22 protein-coding genes are annotated in these 25693 nt (G+C 34.8%); 13 read left to right on the forward strand and 9 right to left on the reverse strand.

What is annotated here, in order from left to right; genetic code table 11:
• Positions 1 to 22: 22 nt before the first annotated feature.
• The 6 genes from murF to CQA38_RS06530 all read right to left on the reverse strand — a co-directional run bounded on the left by murF (position 23) and on the right by CQA38_RS06530 (position 5924).
• Entirely contained in the window at positions 23 to 1453 is a 1431-nt protein-coding gene (gene murF, locus CQA38_RS06505) for a UDP-N-acetylmuramoyl-tripeptide--D-alanyl-D-alanine ligase (RefSeq protein WP_137633183.1), read from the reverse strand.
• Positions 1450 to 2187, reverse strand: a complete 738-nt coding sequence (locus tag CQA38_RS06510; RefSeq protein WP_137633184.1) for an alpha/beta hydrolase — start codon at positions 2185 to 2187, stop codon at positions 1450 to 1452. The genes murF and CQA38_RS06510 overlap by 4 nt, the downstream gene beginning before the upstream one ends.
• A gap of 2 nt (positions 2188 to 2189) precedes the next feature.
• Positions 2190 to 2405 carry a type II toxin-antitoxin system Phd/YefM family antitoxin gene (locus CQA38_RS06515; RefSeq protein WP_137633185.1) on the reverse strand — a complete coding sequence of 72 codons (216 nt, stop codon included), beginning with the start codon at positions 2403 to 2405 and terminating at the stop codon, positions 2190 to 2192.
• Between the two features lie 61 nt (positions 2406 to 2466).
• On the reverse strand, positions 2467 to 3513 hold the full coding sequence (locus CQA38_RS06520; protein WP_137633186.1) for a D-alanine--D-alanine ligase: 1047 nt from the start codon (positions 3511 to 3513) through the stop codon (positions 2467 to 2469).
• 9 nt (positions 3514 to 3522) lie between these two features.
• Positions 3523 to 4074, reverse strand: a complete 552-nt coding sequence (gene ruvA / locus CQA38_RS06525) for a Holliday junction branch migration protein RuvA (protein WP_137633187.1) — start codon at positions 4072 to 4074, stop codon at positions 3523 to 3525.
• Positions 4050 to 5924, reverse strand: a complete 1875-nt coding sequence (locus CQA38_RS06530) for a DUF342 domain-containing protein (RefSeq protein WP_137633188.1) — start codon at positions 5922 to 5924, stop codon at positions 4050 to 4052. The genes ruvA and CQA38_RS06530 overlap by 25 nt, the downstream gene beginning before the upstream one ends.
• A gap of 111 nt (positions 5925 to 6035) precedes the next feature.
• On the opposite strand from CQA38_RS06530, the gene murJ reads away from it, so the two are divergent.
• The 8 genes from murJ to CQA38_RS06570 all read left to right on the forward strand — a co-directional run bounded on the left by murJ (position 6036) and on the right by CQA38_RS06570 (position 15387).
• On the forward strand, positions 6036 to 7490 hold the full coding sequence (gene murJ / locus CQA38_RS06535; RefSeq protein WP_137633189.1) for a murein biosynthesis integral membrane protein MurJ: 1455 nt from the start codon (positions 6036 to 6038) through the stop codon (positions 7488 to 7490).
• Positions 7487 to 8878, forward strand: a complete 1392-nt coding sequence (gene cysS, locus CQA38_RS06540) for a cysteine--tRNA ligase (RefSeq protein ID WP_137633190.1) — start codon at positions 7487 to 7489, stop codon at positions 8876 to 8878. Before murJ ends, cysS begins: the two co-directional genes overlap by 4 nt.
• Positions 8871 to 10616 carry an ABC transporter ATP-binding protein gene (locus tag CQA38_RS06545; protein WP_249355225.1) on the forward strand — a complete coding sequence of 582 codons (1746 nt, stop codon included), beginning with the start codon at positions 8871 to 8873 and terminating at the stop codon, positions 10614 to 10616. The genes cysS and CQA38_RS06545 overlap by 8 nt, the downstream gene beginning before the upstream one ends.
• Before the next feature lie 55 nt (positions 10617 to 10671).
• On the forward strand, positions 10672 to 11730 hold the full coding sequence (locus CQA38_RS06550; protein WP_137633191.1) for a quinone-dependent dihydroorotate dehydrogenase: 1059 nt from the start codon (positions 10672 to 10674) through the stop codon (positions 11728 to 11730).
• Entirely contained in the window at positions 11727 to 12974 is a 1248-nt protein-coding gene (locus CQA38_RS06555; protein ID WP_137633192.1) for a pitrilysin family protein, read from the forward strand. Before CQA38_RS06550 ends, CQA38_RS06555 begins: the two co-directional genes overlap by 4 nt.
• A complete protein-coding gene (dapA, locus tag CQA38_RS06560; protein WP_137633193.1) occupies positions 12971 to 13861 on the forward strand; it encodes a 4-hydroxy-tetrahydrodipicolinate synthase in 891 nt (296 codons plus the stop codon). The genes CQA38_RS06555 and dapA overlap by 4 nt, the downstream gene beginning before the upstream one ends.
• Before the next feature lie 80 nt (positions 13862 to 13941).
• Entirely contained in the window at positions 13942 to 14541 is a 600-nt protein-coding gene (locus CQA38_RS06565) for an isoprenylcysteine carboxylmethyltransferase family protein (protein ID WP_137633194.1), read from the forward strand.
• A gap of 66 nt (positions 14542 to 14607) precedes the next feature.
• On the forward strand, positions 14608 to 15387 hold the full coding sequence (locus CQA38_RS06570; protein WP_137633195.1) for an enoyl-ACP reductase: 780 nt from the start codon (positions 14608 to 14610) through the stop codon (positions 15385 to 15387).
• 267 nt (positions 15388 to 15654) lie between these two features.
• On the opposite strand, the gene CQA38_RS06575 is transcribed toward CQA38_RS06570, so the two are convergent.
• Entirely contained in the window at positions 15655 to 16149 is a 495-nt protein-coding gene (locus CQA38_RS06575; RefSeq protein ID WP_137633196.1) for a ferritin, read from the reverse strand.
• A gap of 321 nt (positions 16150 to 16470) precedes the next feature.
• Here CQA38_RS06575 and CQA38_RS06580 point away from each other — a divergent pair, with 321 nt between their 5' ends.
• Positions 16471 to 17460: a substrate-binding domain-containing protein gene (locus CQA38_RS06580; protein WP_137633197.1), complete on the forward strand. Its 990-nt coding sequence runs from the start codon at positions 16471 to 16473 to the stop codon at positions 17458 to 17460.
• An 82-nt stretch (positions 17461 to 17542) separates the two neighbouring features.
• Here CQA38_RS06580 and CQA38_RS06585 read toward each other — a convergent pair whose 3' ends face one another.
• Positions 17543 to 19648: a TonB-dependent receptor gene (locus tag CQA38_RS06585; RefSeq protein WP_137633198.1), complete on the reverse strand. Its 2106-nt coding sequence runs from the start codon at positions 19646 to 19648 to the stop codon at positions 17543 to 17545.
• A 163-nt stretch (positions 19649 to 19811) separates the two neighbouring features.
• Between CQA38_RS06585 and pstC the strand changes: the two genes are divergently transcribed.
• The 4 genes from pstC (at position 19812) to CQA38_RS09430 (ending at position 24860) form a co-directional block, all read left to right on the forward strand.
• Entirely contained in the window at positions 19812 to 20726 is a 915-nt protein-coding gene (gene pstC, locus CQA38_RS06590) for a phosphate ABC transporter permease subunit PstC (RefSeq protein WP_137633199.1), read from the forward strand.
• A complete protein-coding gene (gene pstA / locus CQA38_RS06595; protein ID WP_137633200.1) occupies positions 20723 to 21820 on the forward strand; it encodes a phosphate ABC transporter permease PstA in 1098 nt (365 codons plus the stop codon). The genes pstC and pstA overlap by 4 nt, the downstream gene beginning before the upstream one ends.
• Positions 21814 to 22554 carry a phosphate ABC transporter ATP-binding protein PstB gene (gene pstB / locus CQA38_RS06600; protein ID WP_137633201.1) on the forward strand — a complete coding sequence of 247 codons (741 nt, stop codon included), beginning with the start codon at positions 21814 to 21816 and terminating at the stop codon, positions 22552 to 22554. The genes pstA and pstB overlap by 7 nt, the downstream gene beginning before the upstream one ends.
• Before the next feature lie 206 nt (positions 22555 to 22760).
• Positions 22761 to 24860 carry a methyl-accepting chemotaxis protein gene (locus CQA38_RS09430; protein ID WP_283202095.1) on the forward strand — a complete coding sequence of 700 codons (2100 nt, stop codon included), beginning with the start codon at positions 22761 to 22763 and terminating at the stop codon, positions 24858 to 24860.
• Between the two features lie 31 nt (positions 24861 to 24891).
• Here the strand turns inward: CQA38_RS09430 and cmoA are convergent, their stop codons facing one another.
• Entirely contained in the window at positions 24892 to 25599 is a 708-nt protein-coding gene (gene cmoA / locus CQA38_RS06610; RefSeq protein ID WP_137633202.1) for a carboxy-S-adenosyl-L-methionine synthase CmoA, read from the reverse strand.
• Positions 25600 to 25693 lie beyond the last annotated feature (94 nt).

Genomic DNA, 25693 nt, shown 5'->3' on the forward strand with positions numbered 1-25693 from the left:
CTTGCTCCTTTGATTTAATTTTTTACATAAAGCTAGGTGTATCGTTTGAAAAGAGGATTAAATCCCCATTTTTTGTGTGTGTGGCTAAGCTTTGTACGAGTTCGTTTTTGTCTTTTAGCACTAGTTTTTCTATTTTTAAGCAAGCGTTTAAGAGCTGGGCATTGCTTTCGCCTATGATGATGACAAAGTCAAAGCATTCATTTATCACATTTGCAAGGGCTTCATTTTGTGCTTTGCTTACCTCTATAATGCCCGGAGTTACTAGCACTTTGCGTCCTTTATAGCTTTTGCAAAGCTCATAGCTTTGTTTCATACCCTCAAAATTGCCATTAAAGCCATCATCAATGATAAATTTTGGCTCTTTAGTGATGATTTGTAAGCGATGCTCTACGCTTTGTAGGGCTTGCACTTTGGTTTTTAGCTTTTCTAGGCTTAGTCCTAAGAACTTTGCAACAAGAATGCAAGCACAAAGATTTTGAGCATTAAACTCCCCAAGCAAATTTGCCTTAAAGTCTTGTTCTGTGTCATCAAGTTTTAAGCTAAACTCAAGCCCTTCAAGGCTGGCTTTTGCACTACTTAGCTTAGTATCATAAATGATTTGTGTCCTACTTTCTTGCATGAGGGTTGAGGAGTGTAAAAAGGCTTTTTGAAGACGTTTTGATTGTAAGGCTTCAAGCTTGGTTGCACGGATATTTTCCTTGCTTTTAAAATACTCTAAATGCGCCTGTCCTATCTCGCCTACTATGCAAAGTTGAGGATTTAAAAGCTGGGTAAGTTCTAGTATATCGCCTTTTTGTCTTGCTCCTGCTTCGGCTATGTAAATTTGGGTGTTTGAGTTTAAATTTTCATTGATGTCTTTGACTATGCCTAGTAGGGTATTGACACTTCTTGGGGTAGCATGGGTTAAAAAATCATCTTTTAAAAGCTCATATAAAAACTTTTTCATACTTGTTTTGCCATAGCTTGCGGTGATTAAGATGATGGTGAGTTTATCAAGTTTTGCAAGCTTGTTTTGAGCCTGTTTTATAAATTTGCGTTTTTGATACAGATCAAAACATTTTAAAGCCACTAAAGCGCACACTAAAGCAAGTAAATTCGCCCTAAATTCAAATACATAAGAGCTTAAGCTAAGGATTAAACTAAAGCTTATGAGCAAGCTTAAAAAAACCTTGACTTTGTGAGTAAAAACCAGCTTTTTATCAAGTTTTTTATACCAAAAAACAAAAAAGAGCAAATATATAAGAGCAAAAATGATAAAAAACTGCGGCACAAGTATATACACAAACCAAGGCACAATGATAAAATATATATGCCAAAAAGGGCGCGCAAAGTGAAAAAATACGCGTGAAAGCTTATAAGAATACCACTGCAAAGCAAGGATAAGATAAAAACCAATGCATAAATTTAAAATAAAAGCCGATACAGCTTCGTTAAGTAAAAAAAGATCAATCATGATTGCTCCAAGTTTTTATGAATGATTTTGGCGATAAACTCAGCATGTTTTAGAAAAAAGAAATGATCGCCTTTGAGGGGATAAAATTCATTTTCTTTGATAAGTGAGGCGATTTTCTCTCCACTTTTTAAAGGTGTAGCCTTATCATCTTGTCCCCAAAAAATAAGAGTTTTACAAGGAATCCCTGCAAAAATTTCACTAAAATCCTCATCAACGACTTTTTTAAAAGTTTCATACATCAAGGGGCTTAAATTTTGTGCGTCTTTGCTTGCAAAAAGAGTATAAAATTTACCCAAGCCAAGAGCTTTTAAGGCTTTAAAAAGCTTGATTTTAAACTTTGTTTTTAAGCTTTTTTGCCAGATAATGCCAGCTGAGGAAAGCAAGATAAGAAGTTCTGCGTTTTGGCTTAGACTTAATAAAGCACAAATTTTGCCCCCAAAAGAATGCCCCATCAAAGCATTTGGTGTGAAATGCAAATGCTTTAAAAAAGCCTCAATCAGCCTTGCATAACCCTTGGTATCAAGGCTAATTGGGCTATTTGACTTACCAAAGCCAGCTAGGTCTAAATACAAGCATTTATATTCACTTAAAACAGGGTTAAAAGCTTGTTTCATCAGCTCTTTGTTCGCTCCCCAGCCGTGAAGTATAAGCAGCGATTTTTGAGCTTTTAGATTAGTAAGTTCATAGCTGATCTCATAAGCTGTATTTTCAAAGTTAAGATTGCAAAGTGCCATTGTTAGTTCTTTTGGTTTTTGTAGATATTTTCAAGCAAATTTACTGCATTGACAAGACGTTCGTATTCGTCCATGCTAAGCATCACGGCTTGAAATTTATTGTTTTTGAGTATGACTAATTTTCCATTTTTATTTTTGCTGACTTTTTCAAGTATGGTGCTGAAATTTCGCACCACCTCAGTGGCGGTAAAAATTTCTTCTTGATGAAAAGGTATCATTTATATCCTTATTTTACTTTAAATTTTATGTAAAATTTAGCGTATTTTGGTGTATGAAAGGCTATAATTTTCCTTTTGAGCCATTAATGGAATGTAAAAAAGCAAAGTCAGTTTTGACTTTTTTTTCATTTTTTACGCTTCTTGCAAGACGTTCAAGCACCACAGAAAAATCATCAAAAAGATAGTTTGCTAAAGAACCCGGATTTGGATTGATTTCATTGATATACACTTCATTATCAATCACAAAGAAATCACACCTTATCAATGCTCCTTTAAATAAAGGATTGCATATCTTTTTAAAAGCTTCATAAAATTGAGCCTTTAAAGCTTCATCAAGCTTGGCTTCTTTGACTTCATTATTGCCTGAAAAGCTGAGGTATTTTTGCTCAAAGTCTAAAAGTTCTTTTTTGCGCGGCTCTTCTATCATAGAAAAAATAAAATCATCTTTGATCATACACCCTGCTAAATTATACTCCTTAATATCCTTGATAAAAGGTTCTACAAGCAATTCCTCATCAAATTCAAAGCCCACATCTTTAGCATACTCAAGCTCATCTTTATCCTTAACTACGCTTATGCCTATGCTTGAGCCTAATCTTGCTGGCTTTATGATACAAGGAAAGTCAAAGTCTTGAGCTAAAGAAGCTTTATCATAGCTTTTTAAAAGCTTATAAGGCAGGGTTTTTACGCCGACTTTTTGAGCGTAAATTTTAGTCAGTTCTTTGTTATATGAAAGCACGCTTGCTTCTATGCGAGGTCCTATGTAAGCAAGCTTAAAAAACTCAAACAAGGAAGCAAATTTTCCATCTTCTCCGTCTTTACCATGCACGAGGTTGATATACATTTCACATTCTAGCTTTTTTTCTCCAAACAAGCCCTTTTCAAAAAAGCCGCCTTGTTTTAAAAAAAGTTCTTTTTCTTTAAGATAGGCTTTGCTGCTAAAGGTTTTTGCATTCATTTTATCCTTAGGGATAAGATAAAAATGCCCCAAGCTATCACAATACACAAAGCTCATATCAGCTCTAAATACCTTTTTAAGCACCACGGCTGAAACTATGCTGATCTCATGTTCGTATGAATTGGCTCCAAAAATCACTGCGTATTTCATAAAAAGTCCTTAAGAAAGTTGTTTTAAAGCTTGTTTGACAAGCTCTGAAGTTTCTTTTGCGTCGCATTTTGCAAGCACTGATATGGCTTTGCTTTGATTAAAGCCTAAGGATACAAGAGCAGCTAAGGCTTGACTTTTGTGATCATCTACACTTTCAAATTTAAACTGCTTGTCTGCTAACTCAACAATAATGCGTTTTGCACTTTTTGCACCAATTCCTGGAACTTTAATAAAAGCACTTTCATCACCTAAGCTTAAAGCTTGATAAAAAGAATTTGTATCTAAAGTCGAGCAAATAGCTAGGGCTGTGCTAGCACCAACGCCATTTACCTTTAAAAGCAATTCAAACATTTTTTGCTCGTTTTTATCTAAAAAGCCATAAAGTTTTTGTGAGTCTTCTTTGATGATGGGGCTGGTTAAAAGCTCTATTTGTTGTCCTTTTTCAAGCCTTGCTGTGCAAAATAAAGACACATGCACCCCATAACTTACACCTGAGCTTGTTTTAATGATAGCAAAGGTTGGTTCTTTGTGTGTGATTATGCCTTCGATGGCTGCGACCATTCTATATCCTTTTCATTGTATTCATTTGCGTTTTCAAGCTTGATTTTACCTTCATTGTCAAAGTCTCTTTTTACAAAAAAACGTTTAGCAACTTCGTTTGCACTTGTAGCATGCAAAAGCTCACTTTTTGGGAATAAAAACTTAAATTTAATCTCATTCATATCCCCCCACACGCCACCTTTGTTGATCACTTGAGCTTCCAAAAGCTCATCTTGAGCCTCTCCTAAAGTCTTTATAATCTTTTGTTCTTCAAGATTAAGCTCATTTTCTTCAAGTTGAAGCTTGTTTAATTCTTGAGTAAAATTCTGAAATTCTTTGATGATAGGAGCAAAATTTGGCGGTATAGCTTGATTTTGGCTTTTAAGCTTAGCGATAGTTTTTAAAAGGGTTTCTACTCCATTTTTGCTTGAGTTTATGTTGTGTTTAAGGTTTTCAATGAGTGCTGGCAAAGCCTTTTGTCTTTCTTGAATTTGCTTTAATTTTGTTTGCAAATCATCTTTAAAATCAATGACTTGAGCATGAAATTTATTATTTGTGCCAGATTGGCATTGATCAACATAAGCAATTTGGCTAAAAATGATGGTATTGTTATTTGCTGGGGTAAGTATGCTGACTTTTTTAGCTGTGATATTTGCTCCTAAGCTCTTTTTGATCTTTGCAATGTCCGCTTTTACAGAGCCGTTTTCAATACTATCAATATCAGCTTCTTTAGCTTCTAAATATCCTCTATGCGTTGATATATAGGCTTGTTCAGCACTCATTTTACTTGTGCTGTGCGTGTGTCCGTAAATTTTAAGCACCTTAGCCTTTAAGGTTGTATTTCCAGCAACATTGCCATTTATAGTTAGATTTTCACACTCAATATACACTCCAGAGCCCACAGCTTCTTCAAGCTCGCTTGCATTTCTTATATTTATAGTTACATTTTTATCAAGCCCAGCACAAATAGCTCCAGTATCTTTGAAATTGACTGAAGATAAATTCAGCTCATTTTCGATCTCAAAATTATGGTTCATTTCGCTTACAAAGCCTTTCTTTTTGGCTTTATATTCACCAATACAACTTTTATAAGTATTTTCATTCATCTTTGTAAGCTCAAAATTTGCTGAGCATGAAAACTCTATCTTTTTTTCAGGTGGCACGAAAGCTTTGATAGGTTCAAGCTTTAAGTTCTTGCCTTCTCTTGTAAGTCCGGGTGTGATGTGTTTAAGCACCAAATCCCCTTCATTAACCCCGATAATACTTACCTTTTGCACCTTTTCTTGTTTGAAATTTTCTCTATAAGCTAAAACGAGTTTTTCACTTTCTGCTGAGATAGAATGCACACCTTTGCAAACAAGTATATATGCTTTTTTTCTATGTAGTTTTTGCTCTTTAAGTTCATTGAGCAAATCAATGAGTTTTTGTTTAAAATCAAAAATACGAATACCTATAAAAAATTCTTCTTTAATCATCTTTTTATAAATATCTTGCAAGATATCCATAGCTATGCTTTTGTAAAATTCAAGTCCGCCTAGCTCGATCACAGCGATAAGTTTGTTTGTGGTTTTGTCGCTGATAAGTTTGATCCTTTGGCTGAGTTCTGTTTGAGCTGGACTTTTTTCGCTGATTTTGATTTTGTATTCTTGAGTAATTTTTAAATTTGCTTGTAAGAAATTTTCATCATTATCAAAATAGCCAAGCTCTTTATCATTAAGTTTGTTTTGTTCTTTTTCATCGATACTATAGCTTGTATTAAAGCCTAAAATTTGAAAATCAAGCTTTTTAAGATCGATTTTATATTTTGTGCTTGCTTTTAAAAGCTCATTATACGGATCGCTTGTGATGAGATTTTCTTCTTCTAAATTCATAACTTTGCTTTCTAAAAATATCTTTACAATGAGAAATTATACTGAATTTTAATCAAAATTTAGCTAAAATAAATATTTTTAACCATATATTTTATAGAAAAAAGAAAGCAAGTGCAAAAAAATAAAGTCTTTAAAAATTTCATCATCAATGCCTTAGGTATATTATTTTCTCGTGTTTTAGGGCTAGTTAGAGATGTGCTTTTGGCTTTGTTTTTAGGAGCTGGGCTTTATAGTGATATTTTCTTTGTGGCTATTAAAATGCCTGCTTTTTTTAGACGTATTTTTGCTGAAGGGGCTTTTGGGCAGAGTTTTTTACCAAATTTTACCAGTGCGAAAAAAAAAGGCGCTTTTACCCTTGCTGTTTTGGTGCAGTTTTGTGCTATAGTGTTTTTATTTTGCTTACTAGTAAGTTTTTTTGCTGAGTTTTTTACCAAAATCTTTGCCTTTGGTTTTAATGCTCAAACTATAGCTATGGCAGCTCCACTTGTGGCTATAAATTTTTGGTATTTGTTTTTTATCTTTTTAGTTACGCTTTTAGGAGCGATTTTAAATTATGAACAGAAATTTTTTATCACTTCTTTTTCAAGCTCCTTTTTTAATCTCTGCATAGTCTTAGCAGCTTTTTTTGTTGATGCGAATGAGCCTGAGAAAAATTTATATTATTTTTCTTATGCCATAGTTTTAAGTGGGCTTGCTCAGCTTATCTGGCATATCATAGCCTTACGCAATAATGCTGTGATAAAAGCCATGTTCTTAAGTATAAAACTTAAAAAAACTAAGGTGCGTTTAAAGAAATTTTACAGTACTTTTTTTCATGGCATATTAGGAAGCTCAGCCACTCAGCTAAGCACGCTTTTAGATACGACTATAGCAAGCTTTTTACTTACTGGAAGCATTTCTTATCTTTATTATGCAAACCGCGTTTTTCAGCTTCCACTAGCTCTTTTTGCCATAGCCTTAACTCAAGTTTCTTTTCCAAAGATACTCAAACACCTTAAAAGTGGGGAAGAAAAATTAGCCCTAAGCTTTATGCAAAAGGCTTTAGAAGCTTTATCTTTTTTACTTATCTTAGCTACCATCATCGGTATAATTTTTGCTCATGAGATCACGGCTTTGCTTTTTGAGAGGGGAAATTTTAGCGATAAAGATACCAAGCTTACAGCCTTAGTGCTTATTTCTTATATGCTTGGGCTTTTGCCTTTTGGCTTACAAAAACTACTCTCACTTTGGCTGTATGCAAAATTCAAGCAAAAAATCGCTGCGATAATAGCCTTTAAAGCCTTGCTTATTTCTTTAATTTTTTCTTTAGCTTGTGTGTTTTTGATAGAAAATGTAGAGTATAAAGTCATAGGCGTATCTTTGGCTAGTTCAGTAAGTGCTTTTTACTTACTTGGTGCAAATATCAAAGAATTTGGCTTTGCGCGTTTTTTTAGCCTCATTCGTTTAAAACATTTTTTCATCGCTTGCGTGCTTTTACTAGCTTTTGCTTTACTTTTACTTGAATTTAAAGCTATAATGATACAATGCTTAGTTTATACTTATGAATTTTTTAAAGGGCTTATATGATTTTATTTGATAGTGTTTCAAAGCAAAAAAAAGAGCTGAGTAAAAAACAAATAAATATCTATTTATGCGGTCCTACAACTTATGATCATGCACATTTAGGACATGCTAGAAGTAGCATTTGTTTTGATTTGTTGCGTAGAGTTTTGCTTGCTCTTAATTTTAAAATAAAATTTGCAAGAAATTACACTGATATAGATGATAAAATTCTTAAAAAAATGCAAGAAAACAACCAAAGCCTAGAAGAACTTACCGCCTTTTACATAGCTTCTTATGAAGAGGATATGAGGGCTTTAAATGTTTTAGAGCCAAATTTTAAACCAAGAGCGACACATTTTATCAAAGAAATGATTATTTTGATACAAGAGCTTATAAACAAAGGCTTTACTTATACACTTAAAGATGGAATTTATCTTGATACAAGCAAAGATAAAGCCTATTTAAGCCTTTCTCATAGGGGTTTTGAAAACAATATCAGCCGCCTTGAAAATGAGAGCAAAAAACGCAATGAAAGTGATTTTGTGCTGTGGAAATTTGATGAGAGCTTTTATCCTGCACCCTTTGGTAAAGGGCGTCCAGGTTGGCATAGTGAATGCGTTGCCATGATAGAAAGTCTCTTTAAAGAAGGGCTTGATATACATTGTGGAGGTATAGATTTGCTTTTTCCTCATCATGAAAATGAGGCTTGTCAGTGCCGTTTAGCCTTTGATAAAAGCCTCGCTTCATTTTGGCTACACAATGGCTTTGTAAAAATTGATGGCGAAAAGATGAGCAAGAGTTTAAATAATAGCTTTTTTGTCAAGGACGCTTTAAAATCTTTTCAAGGAGAAGTCTTAAGGCTATATCTTTTAAGCTCACATTATAGGGCACATTTTTCTTATTCTTTACAGGATTTAGCTGGGGCTAAAAAAAGGCTTGATAAGCTTTACCGCCTTAAAAAACGCTTAGGTTTAGAGGCTTTTAAGGACTTAGAAACTCAAGAATTAAAAGAAGGCTTTAAAAGCGAGCTTGCTTTAAATTTGCTTTTCAATTTAAAAGATGATTTAAATATCTCAGCAGCCCTTGCAAGCTTTGATGAGTTTATAAATGAGAGCAATCAAAAGCTTGATGAAGATAGTAAAAACAAAGCCTTAAAAGCCGATCTTAGCAAAGCCTTAGAAGAAGCTTGCTTGATCTTGGGGCTTGGTTTTTTAGATACAAATGCGTATTTTCAATTTGGCGTAAGTAAAGATGAGCTTGACTTTATTGAGGAGCAAATCGCCTTAAGAGCTGAGGCAAAAAAAGAAAAAGATTTTCAAAAAGCTGATACAATCAGAGCAAATTTACTTGCAAAAGGCATTAGCTTGCAAGATACACCAAATGGCGTAGTATGGGAAAAAAATAATGAATAAAACGCGTAAAGATATGAATTTAAAAGAAGTTTTGATCCGCTTTAAGCCTTATTATATAGAGCATAAGCTTTATTTTTTACTTGTGGGTGTTGGCATTATCTTAAGTGCAGCTGGGACATCTTTAAGTGCTTGGATAATGGAGCCGGTGATTAATGGAATTTTTATCAACAAGGGCAAGGAAATGCTGTATTATCTGCCGCTTGGTATCATTGGGGTGTATTTGCTTAAAGATATAGGTATGTATATACAAAGCTACTATACAGCCTTTATAGGCACACGTATTTTGCAAAAACTTCGCGATCATATGCTTAAAAATATACTCAGCCTTGATATGCACTTTTTTCATAAGTATAGAAGCGGAGAATTGATGAGCCGCTGCACCGGCGATATAGGGGCATTACAAAGCATAGTTTCAAATATAATTCCTGAGTTTATAAGGGATTTTATTATGGTTGTGGGGCTTTTGGCTGTAGTGATTTATCAAAGTCCAACTCTGGCTTTTTTCGCCCTTGTTGTTATCCCACTTGCTCTATATCCGCTCATACTTTTTGCAAAAAAATTAAGAAAGATAGGACACGCTTCTCAAGAAAAAAATGCTGATATGCTTTCAAGATTAAGCGAAATTTTTTCAAATATAGAGCTTATTAAAGCCAATAATGCTCATACTAAAGAAGAACTTAAATTTAGCAAGGAAAATCAAGAGCTTGCTCGGCTAAGCTTAAAAAGCGCAAGGGTTGATGCGGCTATTAGTCCTATCATGGAAATTTTTGGCTCTATAGGCGTTGCTGTAGTGATCTTTATAGGTGGAAAAGAAGTTGTTGATGGTTCGCTTGATGTGGGTAAGTTTTCAAGTTTTATTACTGCGCTTTTTATGGCTTACACTCCGCTTAAAAAACTCTCATCAATGTATGGACGCATACAAGGAGCAATGGCAGCAAGTGAAAGAGTGTTTTATCTGCTTGACTTAAGAGCTGAAATTCAAGATGGTAAAGACGAGCTTAAACACATACAAAGGATAGAGTTTAAAAATGTGCATTTACACTATGAAGATGATAAGCACGCACTTAATGGCACAAGCTTTGCTTTTGAAAAAGGACAAATTTGTGCTTTAGTTGGACCAAGCGGGGGTGGAAAAAGCTCTATCATCAATCTTTTGCTAAGATTTTATGACAAACAAAAGGGTGAAATTTTACTCAATGAAAAAGATATCACAAATTATACTTTAAAATCCCTCCGCCTTAGAATCGCCCTAGTGACTCAAAATATCTATCTTTTTAATGATACGATAGCTGAAAATGTCGCTTATAGTGAGGAATTTGATGAAGCAAGGGTAATACAAGCTTTAAAAGAAGCAAGTGCGTATGATTTTGTGCAAGATTTAGGTGGTATAAATGCCGTGTTGCAAGAGCATGGCAAAAATTTAAGCGGAGGGCAAAAACAACGTATAGCTATAGCAAGGGCTTTGTATAAAAATCCAGACTTACTCATCTTCGATGAAGCCACTTCAGCCCTTGATAATGAAAGCGAAAAGGCTATAGTTGCAAGCATAGAAAAGCTAAAAAAAGATCACGCCATACTCATCATCGCTCACCGCCTTAGCACTATAGAAAATGCTGATACTATAGTTGTAGTTGAAAAGGGCAAGGTTATAGCTACAGGAAATGATGCTTATTTGCTTGAACATTGTAGCTTATATAAGAAATTTAAAGAAAAAAGTGCTCAAGGAGAAGAAATTTAAAAGCCATTTTTTAGCTAAGCTTGGCTACAATTTTTAAAAATAATCAAGGAAAAATATGAGTTATGAATTTTTCAAACCCTTGCTTTTTAAGCTTGATCCAGAAAATGCACATCATTTAGCCGAGTGGGCTTTAAGAAGCTTAAATTTTGTGTGTCCTGGGGCTTTAAGTTTTTTAGCTAAAAATTATATCGTTGATGATGATAGCCTTAAACAAGAACTTTGTGGCTTATATTTTAACAATCCTGTGGGCTTAGCAGGTGGTTTTGATAAAAATGCGACTATGATACGTCCTTTAAGTGCTCTTGGTTTTGGCTTTTTAGAATTTGGCACTTTTACGCCAAAAGCTCAAAAGGGCAATGACAAGCCTCGTTTGTTTCGCCTCATAGAACAAGAAAGCTTGCAAAATGCTATGGGTTTTAACAATGAAGGCAAGGATAAAATCGCTTCAAGGCTAGCTAATCTTTATCCTTTTATACTTCCACTTGGTGCAAATATAGGCAAAAACAAAACTACAAGCAATGAAGAGGCTTTGAGCGATTATCTTATTTTGCTTAAGAGTTTTGAAAATTTGTGTGATTATTTTATCATCAATATCTCTTCGCCAAATACGCAAAATTTAAGGGATTTGCAAAGTGAAAATTTTATCAAAGAGCTTTTCAAAGAGGCTAAAGCTATCACTTCAAAGCCTATTTTTCTTAAAATTGCTCCTGATATGAGTATAGATAAAGCCTTAAAACTTTGTGAATGCGCGATCAAAGAAGGAGTAAGTGGGCTTATCATCGCAAATACTAGCACAGATTATTCTTTACTTGATAATAACCGCACCTTTGGAGGCATTAGTGGTAAGCTTATACAAGAAAAAAGTGGGATATTTTTTAAAGAGCTGGCTAAAACACTTTTTGGTAAAACCTTGCTTATCGCAAGTGGGGGCATTGATAGCGCTGAGGTGGCGTATGAGAGGATTAAAAATGGAGCAAATTTAGTGCAAGTTTATACAGCTTTTATCTATAAAGGACCAAGCATAGCCGCACAAATTAATCAAGGCTTAGTTGAGCTTTTAAGAAAAGATCAATTCGTGCATATCAGTCAAGCAGTAGGAGCAAATTTAAAATGATCGCTTATGAAAAACAAGTGTTAAAAAACAAATTTGAAGTTTATGCTTTTCCAGTCAATGAAAAAAGCGGAGTTATAAGTGTAGATATTTTTTATAAGGTTGGTTCAAGAAATGAAGTTTTAGGCAAAAGTGGCATAGCTCATATGCTTGAACACTTAAATTTTAAAAGCACAAAAAATTTAAAAGCAGGGGAATTTGATGAGATAGTAAAAGGCTTTGGAGGGGTTGATAATGCAAGCACAGGCTTTGATTATACGCATTATTATATCAAATGCTCTAAAGACAATTTAGACAAGGCTTTGTGGCTTTTTGCAGAACTTATGCAAAACTTAAATTTAAAAGATGAGGAATTTCAGCCAGAGCGTCAAGTTGTGCTTGAAGAAAGACTTTGGAGGACTGATAATAGCCCGCTTGGTTATCTTTACTTTCGTCTTTTTAATAATGCCTTTTTATACCACCCTTATCACTGGACGCCGATTGGCTTTATGAAAGACATTGAAAATTGGAGCATAGAAGACATTAAAGAGTTTCACCAAACCTTTTACCAGCCACAAAATGCTTTTTTGCTTGTTAGTGGAGATATCAAAGCAGCTGAAGTTTTTGAGTGCGCAAATAAGCATTTTTCTCATATTAAAAATAAGGGCAAGATACCAAAACTACACACCAAAGAGCCAAAGCAAGATGGGGCTAAACGTATAGAAATTCAAAAAGAAAGTGGCACACAAATGCTCGCTCTTGGCTTTAAAATCCCAAATTTTAAGCACAAAGATATACCAGCCTTACAAGCCTTAAGCGAGCTTTTAGGCAATGGAAAAAGCTCTTTAATCAATGAAATTTTAGTTGATAAACTAGGGCTTATAAACGAGCATTATGCCTTTTGCAATGAAAGTATAGATGAGAATTTATTTATTTTCATTTGTATTTGTAATGTGGGCGTAAAAGCCGAGCAAGTCGAGCAAGAACTGCTTAAAATTTTACAAAGTATCAAACAAGAAAAGCTTGAAAAAGAAGTGCTTGTAAAGATTAAAAATAGCGTTAAAAGTGATTTTATCTTTTCTTTGGCAAATGCAAGCTCAGTAAGCAATGTATATGGAAATTTCATCGCCAAAGGAGATTTAACGCCCTTGCTAGAATATGAAAAAAATATCTCACAACTTGAGCTAAAAGACTTAGTAAGAGTAGCTAAAAAGTATTTTACAGCTAAAAACTCAACCACACTCATCTTGAGAAAGGACAAAAAATGAATACAAAATCCATCACCGGAGCCATGACAGCTCTTGCAACGCCGTTTAAAAATGGCAAGCTTGATGAGCAGACTTTTCACAAGCTCATCAAAAGACAAATTCAAAACGGCATAGATGCTGTAGTGCCTGTTGGCACCACTGGAGAAAGTGCGACTTTAACGCATGAAGAGCATAGAATTTGCATAGAAATTGCTGTTGATGCGTGCAAAGGCACAAATACAAAGGTTTTAGCAGGAGCTGGCTCAAATGCTACTCATGAAGCTGTTGATTTGGCTCAATTTGCGGCTAAACACAAGGCTGATGGTATTTTAAGCGTTACGCCTTATTATAACAAGCCTACTCAAGAAGGACTTTATCAGCATTATAAAGCTATAGCTGAAAGTGTTGAAATTCCTGTGCTTTTATATAATGTACCAGGCAGAACAAGTTGTGAGATAGAAACAAATACCATCATAAGGCTTTTTAGGGATTGTGAGAATATTTATGGGGTTAAAGAAGCAAGTGGGAATATGAATAAATGTGTGGATTTACTCGCTCATGAGCCAAGAATGATAGTTATAAGTGGCGATGATGCTATTAATTATCCTATACTTTCAAATGGCGGAAAAGGCGTCATCTCAGTAACTTCAAATCTCTTGCCTGATATGATAGCAAAGCTTACGCATTTAGCTTTAGCTGAGGATTATAAGGGTGCAAAGGCTATTAATGACAAGCTTTATAATATCAATCAAGTTTTATTTTGTGAAAGCAATCCTATACCATTAAAAGCCGCGATGCATTTGTGTGGTTTGCTTGAAAGCTTAGAATACCGCCTGCCTTTAGTTGCTCCAAGTAAAGAAACATTAAAAAAACTTGAAGAGGTTTTAAAGCAATATGAGATCGTTTAAGTATATCAAAGCCATAAGCTCAAATTTTAAAAGCAAGAATTTATTTTTGAAAAATTCCTGTTTAGATAAAGAGGTAAGCTATGTTTAACCGCTTTGTGTGGCAGTATATTTTTGCCTTTATTTTTATCGTTTATGTGTTGGTAAGTTATAGTGCTTATGATGAGCTTGTGGCAAATATTATCCGCTTTGTGGGCTTTTGTTGTGTGATTGTAGGCGTTATTGGTAGGCTTTATGCGACGATTTTTATCGGCGGTATGAAAAATGAAGGCACAGATGGGACTCATTTTATTGATTATGGAGCCTATAGCTTGTGCCGCAATCCTTTGTATTTTTTCTCTTTTATCGCCTTTATAGGGCTTGTGGCTTTAAAAGCTCAGCTTAGTCTTATCATCATCGCAGTGATTTTTTATCTGTGGGTGTATCACTATACGATTAAAGGGGAAGAAAACTTCTTGCGTTCTAAATTTGGAAGTAAATATGAAGAGTTTCTAGCTAAAACTTCAAGATTTTTTCCAAAATTTAAAGATTTTTATGTGCCTTATGAGATTAAAATGCGCCCAGAGTTTTTTCATAAAGAACTTATGAGAAGTATAAATTGGTTTTTTGGGGCTTTTGCACTTTTGCTTGTGGAAATTTTACATCAAGGTGAGTTTTTACCAAATTTGCTTAAAGTGTATTAGCTGTTTTTTAAGCAAGATTTGATAAAATTTAGACTTTAAAAGATTATATAGTTAAAGGAAGAGAATATGAAAGATTTCTTTAAGGGAAAAACCCTTGTTATAAGTGGTGGCACAAGGGGTATTGGCAAAGCTATAGTATATGAATTTGCTAAAGTTGGAGCAAATGTTGCTTTCACTTATAATTCAAACGCTGATATAGCTTCAAGTTTGGTAGAAGAGCTTGAAAGAGATTATGCTATAAAAGCAAGAGCGTATGAGTTTAATATACTTGAGCCAGAAACCTATAAAGAGCTTTTTGAAAAGATCGATGCAGACTTTGATAGGGTGGATTTTTTTATCTCAAATGCCATTATCTCAGGACGCGCTGTAGTAGGTGGATATACTAAATTTATGAAGCTTCGTCCAAGAGGGATTAACAATATCTTTACAGCCACAGTAAATGCCTTTGTAGTAGGCGCTCAAGAAGCTGCTAAAAGAATGGAAAAAGTTGGTGGGGGTTCTATCATTTCCATCTCATCAACTGGAAATTTAGTCTATATTGAAAATTACGCAGGGCATGGCACAGCAAAAGCTGCTGTTGAGGCTATGGCAAGATACGCTGCAACTGAGCTTGGGGACAAAAATATACGCGTAAATGTAGTAAGTGGCGGTCCTATAGAAACAGACGCTTTAAGAGCCTTTACAAATTATGAAGAAGTCAAGCAAGCTACTATTGATCTTAGCCCACTTAACCGCATGGGACAGCCTGAAGACTTAGCCGGCGCATGTTTGTTCTTGTGTTCTGAAAAAGCCAGCTGGGTAACAGGACACACTTTCATCGTAGATGGTGGCACAACTTTTAAATAAATCTACCAAAAAGCCTTTTTGGGCTTTTGCTCGCTTGTTTAATCCTTAAAATTATATTTTTTTAACACTATCATTTTAAAGACAAAGCACCGCTGCGCTATTAGTAAGTAAAAGCTAGAAAAACAAAAAAGAGACAAAAAAATCTGTTATTTTAAATAAAACAAGCTTAGCATTTGATAAGATTATAAAAACTCAAAGAAATTACAAAGCAAAATGAATTCAATAAAAAAGTGTGGCTTAAAATCACTTAAAAGCCACACCAAGTTTTTAGCTTTTAGCTAAAGTTTTGATATATGCATCAGCAAGATAAAGACCATTTGCGTGATCGCCAATAAGCTTGATTTTATCAACTATACCTCTAAAAAGTGCTTCTTCTTCGTGCTGTTCAGCAACATACCATTGAAGGAAGTTAAAAGTTGGATAGTCTTTTTTGATCAGCATAAAATCAACCAAATCATTAATTGACTTTGTGATGAACTGCTCGTGTTTATATGTTTTTTCAAACACATCAAGCAAGGATTTAAACTCATCATCTGGTTTTGCAACTTCAGCAAGTTTGACATGTGAATCTGTCTCATTAAGGTAAGTGATGAGTTTTTTAGCATGATCGCTTTCTTCGCCAGCATGTTCAAATAAAAACAAGCCAGCACCATCATAACTATTTTCATAGCACCAAGAACTCATACTAAGATACAAATTCGCCGCGAACATTTCTTTGTTGATTTGCTCGTTAAGTAGAGCAATAACTTCTTTTGAAAGCATAACTTTCTCCTTTTTTTGATTTTGTGAGAAAATTATAGCACAATTTTTTAATTTTTTTACAAAAAATGAAAAAAAATTTATCAAAATTATTTTATTTTGATAATAAAAAGTGCTTTTTAAACCTTGATATTTTAGTATAAATATACCTAAAAATAGACTTTTAAACTTATATTATCAAAAATATAAGTTTTTGATAATATCATTATTTAAAGAAAATATTTATCAAAAATATGAGATTTTTTTAAATAAAATGATATGTTTCTAAAAAGTTTCTTTTTTATCTTACACTTTGCGTGTTTAAATTATTTTAAGGAGAAAAAAATGAAAAAAATTCTAGCACTCAGTGTGACTGCCTTTGCCTTGACTCAAGCAGCAGAGCTAAAAATAGCTGGTTCTTCAACCGTGTATCCTTTCACAAGTTTTGTTGCTGAAGAGTATGCAGCCGTGAAAAAAACAGCTACGCCTATAGTTGAAAGTGTTGGCACAGGCGGAGGATTTAAGGTGTTTTGCGAAGGTAAAACTGATATTTCAAATGCTTCAAGAGCGATTAAGCCAAGTGAGTTTAAAGCTTGCCAAGACTCTGGAGTAAAAGACATTATAGGTGTGATGATAGGCTATGATGGTATAGTTTTGGCACAAAACAAAGCTAACGCACCTTTAAACATCACTTTAGAGCAACTTTTTTTAGCTCTTGCTAAAGAAATTCCACAAAATGGCAAACTTGTGCCAAATCCTTACACAAATTGGCAACAAATCGACAAAAAATTACCAAATCGCAAGATAGCCATTTACGGACCTCCATCAAGCTCTGGCACAAGAGATACCATAGAAGAACTTGTTTTAAGCAAGGTTTCAAAGAAATTTAAAGAATACGGCGATCAAGCTGGCAAATACAAAAGTATGCGTCAAGATAGCGCATATATCCCAAGCGGAGAAAATGATAATTTAATCGTTTCAAAGCTAGGTGCGGATAAAAATGCCTTTGGGCTTTTTGGATATGGCTTTTTAGCTTCAAATAAAGATAAAATCAATGCTGCTAAGATAGATACCATAGAAGCAAACGAAAAAAATATCGCTGAGGGCAAATACGAGCTTGCAAGAAGTTTGTATATATATTTAAACGCTAAAAACCCTGAAACTTTAGAATTTGCTAAACTTTATATGAGCGATGATCTAGCAAAAAGCGGTGGAGAGCTTGAAAAAATAGGGCTTGTGCCACTAAGCGATGCGAATTTAAAAGCAAGTCAAAAGCATTTAGAACAGAAAACAAAACTTGATGAAAGTCTGGTAAAAGCTGGCAGGGTGTTTTAAAACAGCAAAACACCTTTACCCAAAGCCCATAAAAAGGCTTTTGGGTAAGTTTAGTGAAAGAAGTTAATAAAGCTTAAAAAGCTCAAAAGTCGTATTTATAATGCATCCAAAAGCTTCTGCCCTCAGTATAGTCTTGATAGAGGTTAGCATATCCGCTTGGATTGCCTGTTGTGGCGTCTCTTCCTGTAGCTATAGGATCAAAAAAGTCTTTATCAAATAGATTGTAAATCATAAAGCTTAAGGTTGAGTTTTTATCTATCTTGTAGCTTGTGCCTAGATCAAAAGTATAAAAAGGCTTGTATTTTTCTATGTTTGTTCCACCTGCGTTAGTTAAAGGTCTATTGTTGCCACCCTTTGCTCTAGCTATAGTGTTAAATTTGCCTCTAAATTTTAAAAAAGAGTTGAATTTACCATATTCATGATCAAGTTTAGCACTAATGATATGTTTTGGTTTGTTTTCAACCCTTGTGCCACCAAGCACATTTAAAACACCATCTTTATATACATTTTCTATAAAAGTATAGCTTGAACTTAGTCTAAAATCATAAAATTTTGCACTCTTAAAAGCAAATTCTATACCCTTAGCTTGAGTTTTGCCAAGATTGATAGGATAGGTACAACCTCCGCTTGCGTTGCAAGTTACGCCATTTGGTAAAATATCTCCCATTACTGCGTTTTGTGTGCTGATTTGATTTTTAAAGTCTGTTAGAAAGCCTGTGATAGTGTAATTTGCATAATCAAATAAATTAAAATCAACCCCAAGCTCATAATTTATGCTTTCTTCTGGTTTTAAGTCCGGATTACCATAAGCATCACTTGTTGCACTTGAGCTATATCTGCCTTTTCTGATTTGCTTAGCTTGCGGTGTTTTATAGCCTTTTGCTATGCCACCTTTTAAGGCTATATCATCAGTGATATGATAGATTGCATATACTCTTGGTGTAAATTCACTTTTAAACAAATCACTATACACCCATCTTAAACCAGTGGTAAAGATGAAATCTTCAGTGATGAAGTATTCGCCCTCGCCGTATAAAGCGGCTGTGATTTGATCGATATTTTTACCTTGTAAAATATTTGTGCTGCCTCTACTTCCTGCCGTATCATCGGTTAAAACCTCATAATCAGCCCTTGCTCCAAAAGAACCAACCAAATTTCCAGCCGCACCCAAGTCAAAAGGAAGCACAGCCTTTGTTTCTCCAACTATGATTTGAGAAACAAGGTCTTTATCCCAAGTGCGTCCGTATTGTGCGTAAGAATTAATGCTTCCAAAAGCAAAACTTCCATCATAATTTCCCACGAAATTATCTTTTTTGATTACCCTATCTGAGCGAATGGCTTGCCCGCTTGTTGAACGCGTAACGATGTTATTATCATAATGCTCATAGTCAAAATAAAAGCTATTTGCTTCATCAAGCACAAAATTAAAGCGTCCGCCTATGTTTAAGGCTGTAAGCTTGCCCGGGCTATGGCTTGGAATTTGAAAATTAGCCGGTCTTTGAGTGCCATTGCTGTAAGGCACGCTAGGCCAAAGGTGAGAAGATTCGTTTTTGCTATAGTATTTTATACGAGCTGAAAAAGAAAGCTTATCTTCTATGAGTGGGGCTGAGATATAACCATTCATAGAGCCAGCATTACCATAAATATCAGGGTGTTGTTGAAGTTGGGTATCAAGAGCTATAGAGCCACTGACTTCATTACTCATCTTTTTAGTGATAATATTTATCACTCCTCCAACCGCATCAGTGCCATAAAGTGTTGAGGCTGGTCCTCTTATAACTTCTATCCTTTCTATCATCGCAAGTGGAGGCATGTAGCCGCTTTCACTGCCATCAAAGCCATTGCTATAAAAGCCATTAGCTACGCTTTGACGCTTGCCATCTATCAAAACAAGGGTATAAGCAGAGCCAAAACCGCGTATGCTATAATCATAAGTTCCAGTTTTATTCATCGACACATCAACGCCGGGAATTTCTTGTATAGCCTCACCTATGTCTTTTATAGGACGAGAATTAAGCTCTTCGCTTGTGATTACTGAGATACTCGCAGGAGCGTCTTTGATATCTTGTTCAAAGCCTGAAGCAGAGATAACTGAAGATTCAAGAGTATGCGTTTCTTCAGCCTTTAATGCCCCCCCCCCAGCGAGCAATAGTATAGCCGCTATACTTAATTTGAAGTTTAATTTCATTAAATTCTCCTTTTTTATGATTTTAAAATGAAGTTTCAATTTTATATAAAATAGTATAAAAATTCACTTAAATAAAAAGTTTATAAGTTTCCAAAAAGTTTCCAAGTCCTTTTATACTTTCACAGCTTTTTTTAAAGCAAGAATTTTAAATTTTGAAAAGAAGATTATGAAAGAAAGAGTGATTAAAAGCATACTTTTTTTATGTGCTTTTGTAAGCGTGGTGATTAGCTTTGCGATTATGCTTACTATTTTGATCGAGGCTTTGAAGTTTTTTAGCAAAGAAAGCGTTTTTACCTTTCTTTTTTCCTCTCAGTGGGCAGCTGATGCGGCTTTTACCTTAGCTGATGGTAGCACAGGGCATGGGGTTTTTGGTGCGGCGAGTTTGTTTTGGGGGACTTTTTATATCTCTGTTATCGCTATGATTACAGCTTTGCCTTTGGGTATTATGTGTGCTGTGTATCTTGGGGTTTTTGCAGGTAAAAGATCAAAAAACTATCTTAAGCCAGTGCTTGAGCTTATCGCTGGAATTCCAACCGTTGTTTTTGGTTTTTTTGCTGTGATTATCATCGCCCCTTCAATAGTCTGGGTATTTCACGCTTTTGGTATGAATGCAAGTTATGAAAGTGCTTTAGGAGCTGGTTTTATGATGGGGATTATGATCGTGCCTATAGTGGCTTCTTTATCACAAGATTGTATTGAGGCTGTAAATGTTAAGCGAATTCAAGGAGCGTATGCTTTGGGTATGACAAAAAAAGAGGTGGTATTTGCTGTGATCTTGCCAGAAGCTATGCCCGGCATTATCGCTGCTTGTTTGCTTGGGCTTTCAAGGGCTTTAGGAGAAACTATGATCGTGGTTATGGCAGCGTCTTTGCGTCCAAATATGAGCTTAAATTTCTTAGAAGATATGACAACGATAACCGTGCATATAGTCCAAGCCTTACAAGGCGATCAAGCTTTTGATAGCTCTTTAACCTTAAGCGCTTTTTCTTTAGGACTTGCGCTTTTTATCATCACTTTAATCATCAATATGTTTAGTGTTTATCTTATCAATAAATTCCACAAAGGAAAAAGCCTATGAAAACTCTCATAAAACGACGCAAAAAAGCTTCAAAACATTTTAAGTTTTTTTGTAAAGCTGGCTTGTATATTAATATGCTTTTTTTGTTTATCTTTATAAGCACGCTTGTATATCTTGGTTTGCCTGCTTTAAAGCAAAATTATATTTTAATCAGTGCTGAGTCAAACTCAAGCGTGATAGCGTTACTCTCAAGAAATGAAAGAAGACAAATTCGCCAAAACGGCTTACCACAAGATCAAATTTGGCTCTTAGCAAATGCAGAAGTTGATCAATACGCTAAGCAGAAATTCAACAAGCTTGATGACACACAAAAAGCCCTTGTGGATACGCTTATACAAAATCATTTACTTGAGGCTAAATTTAACTCAAATTTCTTTTTAAGCGGGGATTCAAAAATAGCTCCTGAGCAATCAGGCATACTAGCTTCAGTAGTAGGCACCTTGCTTTGTATGTTTGTGTGTATGGTTGTAGCTGTGCCTATAGGCGTAGCAGCTGCGATTTATCTTGAGGAATTTGCTCCACAAAATTTACTGACACATATCATAGAAGTATGTATCAACAATCTTGCGGGCATTCCTAGTATCATCTTTGGGCTTTTAGGGCTTGCTTTATTTATCAACTTTTTTGGTGTACCTCGCTCCTCAGCTCTTGTTGGTGGGCTAACTTTAGCTATTATGAGTCTTCCTATCATCATCGTTGCGACAAAAGCAGCTTTAAAAAGCGTTGATGTGAGTATGAAAAATGCAGCTTTAGCTCTTGGCTTTACAAAATGGCAGATGGTTAAAGGCGTGGTTTTGCCTTTAGCTATGCCTATGATCTTGACAGGCTCTATCCTAGCCTTAGCCCAAGCCATAGGCGAAACTGCACCTTTAATGCTTATAGGTATGATAGCTTTTATCCCAGATGTAGCAAGCTCACTCAATCAGCCTATAACCGTGCTTCCAGCTTTGATTTATAACTGGGCTTCTATGCCTGAACGTGCCTTTTTAGAGCGAGCTGCGGCTGGAATTTTGGTGCTTTTAGGACTTTTAGTGATATTAAATTTAGTAGCCATACTACTTAGAAAATACTTTCAAGGAAAACAAACATGCTAGCACAAGTTATAAATTTAAATCTTTTTTACGGAAAAAAACAAGCGTTATTTGACATCAATATGCAAATCAATAAAAACAAAATCACCGCATTAATCGGTGCTTCAGGTTGCGGAAAATCAACCTTTTTGCGTTGTTTTAACCGCATGAATGACAAGATCGCAAAGATAGAAGGGCTTGTCGAGCTTGAGGGTAAAGATGTAAGAGGGCTTGATGTGGTTGAGCTAAGAAAAAGCGTAGGTATGGTGTTTCAACAGCCCAATGTCTTTGTGAAAAGCATTTATGAAAATATAGCTTATGCTCCAAGACTTCATGGCTTAATAAAGCACAAAAGTGATGAAGAAGCTCTAGTCGTTGATAAGCTTGAAAAAGTAGGGCTTTTTAAAGAAGTAAAAGACAAGCTTAAAAGCAACGCCTTAGCCCTTTCAGGCGGACAGCAACAAAGACTTTGCATAGCTAGAGCCCTAGCGATAAATCCAAAACTTTTGCTTTTAGATGAGCCAACCTCAGCCCTTGATCCTATCTCATCAGCTGTCATAGAAGAGCTTTTAAAAGAACTAAGTCATAATTTAAGTATGATTATGGTTACACACAATATGCAGCAAGGCAAAAGAGTAGCTGATTATACAGCGTTTTTTCACTTAGGAGAACTTGTTGAATTTAATGAAAGTAAAGAATTTTTTGAAAATCCAAAAGAGGAAAAAACGAGAGCTTATTTAAGCGGAGTGTTTGGATAATTAGTGCTTTGTGATGTGCGATATTTGACTTATTGTAACCAAGAGTGTTTGTAAAGGAAGAAAAAGTTTTTATTAAAATTTTACTTTTTAAAACAAACTTTAAATATTTTCGTGATATAATCTTGCAATTTTTTGAAAATGTGCGATTATATGATAATTTTCGTCGTTTTCGATTTAACAAACTCACTACACAAAAAAGGAAAAAGATGAAGTCTTTCAACAATCTAAATATAGGAACAAAGCTTATATCTTCAGTGCTTGTTCTTGTCGCTTTGGGTATTTTTATTATGCTTTTTACCATTTCTTCTAGGGTAACAGCAACTACAGATGAAGATGTGCAAAAAATACTCACTGCTTCAGTAAATCGCTACGCAAATTTTGCTGAAGGTATCTTTCAAGAGCTTACAACCTTACTTGAGTCTTCAAGTCAAAACATCAGATCAGGACTTATTTCACAAACGATGAGTGTAGATGAGGTTGAATTTAGCATTATTTCAGCTGTTGATGCAAGTAATTATATCGAATTTGCGTATTTGCATTTACTTAATCCAAGTGCTGAATTTAAAGATCAAGACTCAGCTTTCATCAGTAAAAATAATAAATTTATGATGTTTTATCGTGATGAAAACCCAACTTCAAGAGGTGGGGTAAAGGTTGTTGATGCTGATGATGTTGTGCTTACAGGACGATCTGTTCCAAAAGTTTTAGCAGATAAAGTTCCAGTTTTAGGTAATCCTAGAATGATGGAGTTGGATGGAAAGAAATTCTATGGAGTAAATATAGTCTATCCTATCTTTGGAGCAAAAAATGATGAAATTATAGGTGTGATCGGTTTCATTGTCGATCTTAAATCTTTAGCAGATAATATTTCAGATCCAAGATTTCAAATGTATGAAGGCGATTTGCGTTTTATCATCAATGAAGAGGGCGTCATAGCAGCACATATAAATACAAGCGCTATAGGAAAAAATCTTAAAGAATTTAACCCAAATACTCAAAGTGCTCAAAAAGTTCTTGATCTTATCCATGGTAATGAAAATCTTGCTTTTATGGACGATTATCTTACGGGCGAAAATGTTGAATCCATACTTTCAATCAAAGGTTTTAACATACGAAATATCGGCACTTGGTATATGGTAACAACAGCTCCTAAAAGTGCGGTGCTAGCAAATGTAAGAAGCTTGCAAATTGATATTGCTTTGATTGGTATTGCCGTTTTAGTGGTTATTGGGGTTATTCTTTATATCCTTGTGCGTAAAATTATCGCTTCAAGAATAGGCGTAGTGCTTAATACTTTGCTGAATTTCTTCCGCTACATCAACCACGAAAATGTTAAAGTTCATACTGTTAAAATTCACGCTCAAGATGAGCTTGGACAAATGGGAATGGCAATCAATGAAAATATAACCAAAACTCAAAGAACTCTTGAGCAAGACAAACTTTCCGTCCAACAATCAGTGCAAACCGTGCAAGTGATAGAAAGCGGCGATTTAACAGCAAGAATCACAGCAAATCCGGGTAATCCTCAACTCATAGAGCTTAAAAATGTATTAAATCGCTTACTTGATGTCTTACAGCATAGAGTAGGTTCAAATATGAATACCATTCATGAGATTTTTGAGCAGTATAAAAACCTAGACTTTAGAAATAAAATTCCTAATGCAAGTGGTAATGTAGAAATCACAACTAACACTCTAGGCGATGAAATCGTAAAAATGCTTAAAACCTCATCTGACTTTGCTAATTTACTCAATGAAGAATCAAACAAACTTCAAGAAGCTGTAAATACCCTCACTCAAAGTTCAAACTCACAAGCTCATTCTTTAGAAGAAACAGCAGCAGCTTTAGAACAAATCACTTCTTCTATGCAAAATGTCTCGACAAAAACAAGTGATGTCATCACTCAAAGTGAAGAGATTAAAAATGTCACAGGTATCATAGGAGATATAGCTGATCAAATCAATCTTTTAGCCTTAAATGCAGCTATAGAAGCTGCAAGGGCTGGAGAACATGGAAGAGGTTTTGCTGTTGTGGCTGATGAAGTAAGAAAGTTAGCTGAGCGAACACAAAAGTCTTTAAGTGAGATAGAAGCAAATACTAACTTACTTGTGCAATCCATCAATGATATGGCTGAATCTATCAAAGAACAAACTGCAGGTATTACTCAAATCAATGAAAGTGTAGCTCATATAGAAAGTGTAACTCAAGATAATGTGAAGATTGCTAATGATAGTTCTGTTATTTCTGATACTGTTAATAATATCGCCAAAGACATACTCAGCGATGTGCAAAAGAAGAAATTCTAAACCTTTTTTAAGACTTCATAATAATGAAGTCTTAATCTTTAAAAGCGATAAAGCTTTCAAAATTTCCCCATTTAAAAAAGCTTTCTATTTTTTTAAATCCTGAATTTTCAAGCATAGTGATATTTTCTTTTTCACTATAAGGCACAAGCACATTTTCCAAAGCTTCTCTTTTTTTGGCGATCTCAAAATGCGAATAGCCTTGTTCTTGCTTATATTCAGCGTAAATATCTATCATTTGCTTAGCTAAAACAGCATCTTCATACACAATCTTTTCACTTAAGATAAAAAAGCCCTTAGGATTTAAGCTGTGATAAATTTTATCAACCAAAGCTTGCCTTTGCAAAGGGCGTATAAATTGCAAGGTGTAATTTGCGATAAAAATATCGTGTTGCTTAAACTCAAGCTCGTTAAGATTGCCTTGTAAAAACGAAATTTCAGCCTTAAAAGCTTTAGCCTTTTTGCGAGCGATTGAAAGCATAGCTTCAGCCTCATCTACTCCACATAAAACAAAGTCTTTTTGCAAGGAAAAGAGTTCAAAAAGTAAAGAAGCTGTTGAGCAACCCAAATCACAAATTCGGGCTTTTTTAGGCGCAAGATGAGCGATGAGTTGTGTGATGAGCTTTACATTTTGTTTGTAAAAAGGCACGGATCGTTGTATCATATCATCAAAAACGCTAGCCACGCTCTCATCAAATTCAAATTGCTTGGTGCTTATTTTACGAAAAAGTTCGTCTTTCACACTTATCCTTTTTTTTTGAAATTTTACTCGTGATTATAGCACAGAAAAAGGCATAAAAAGTGATAAAAATACTAGCAAAGTGAGTTGATTTTAT

This window comes from Campylobacter sp. MIT 12-5580 (genome assembly GCF_005406235.1).
Lineage (GTDB): Bacteria > Campylobacterota > Campylobacteria > Campylobacterales > Campylobacteraceae > Campylobacter_D.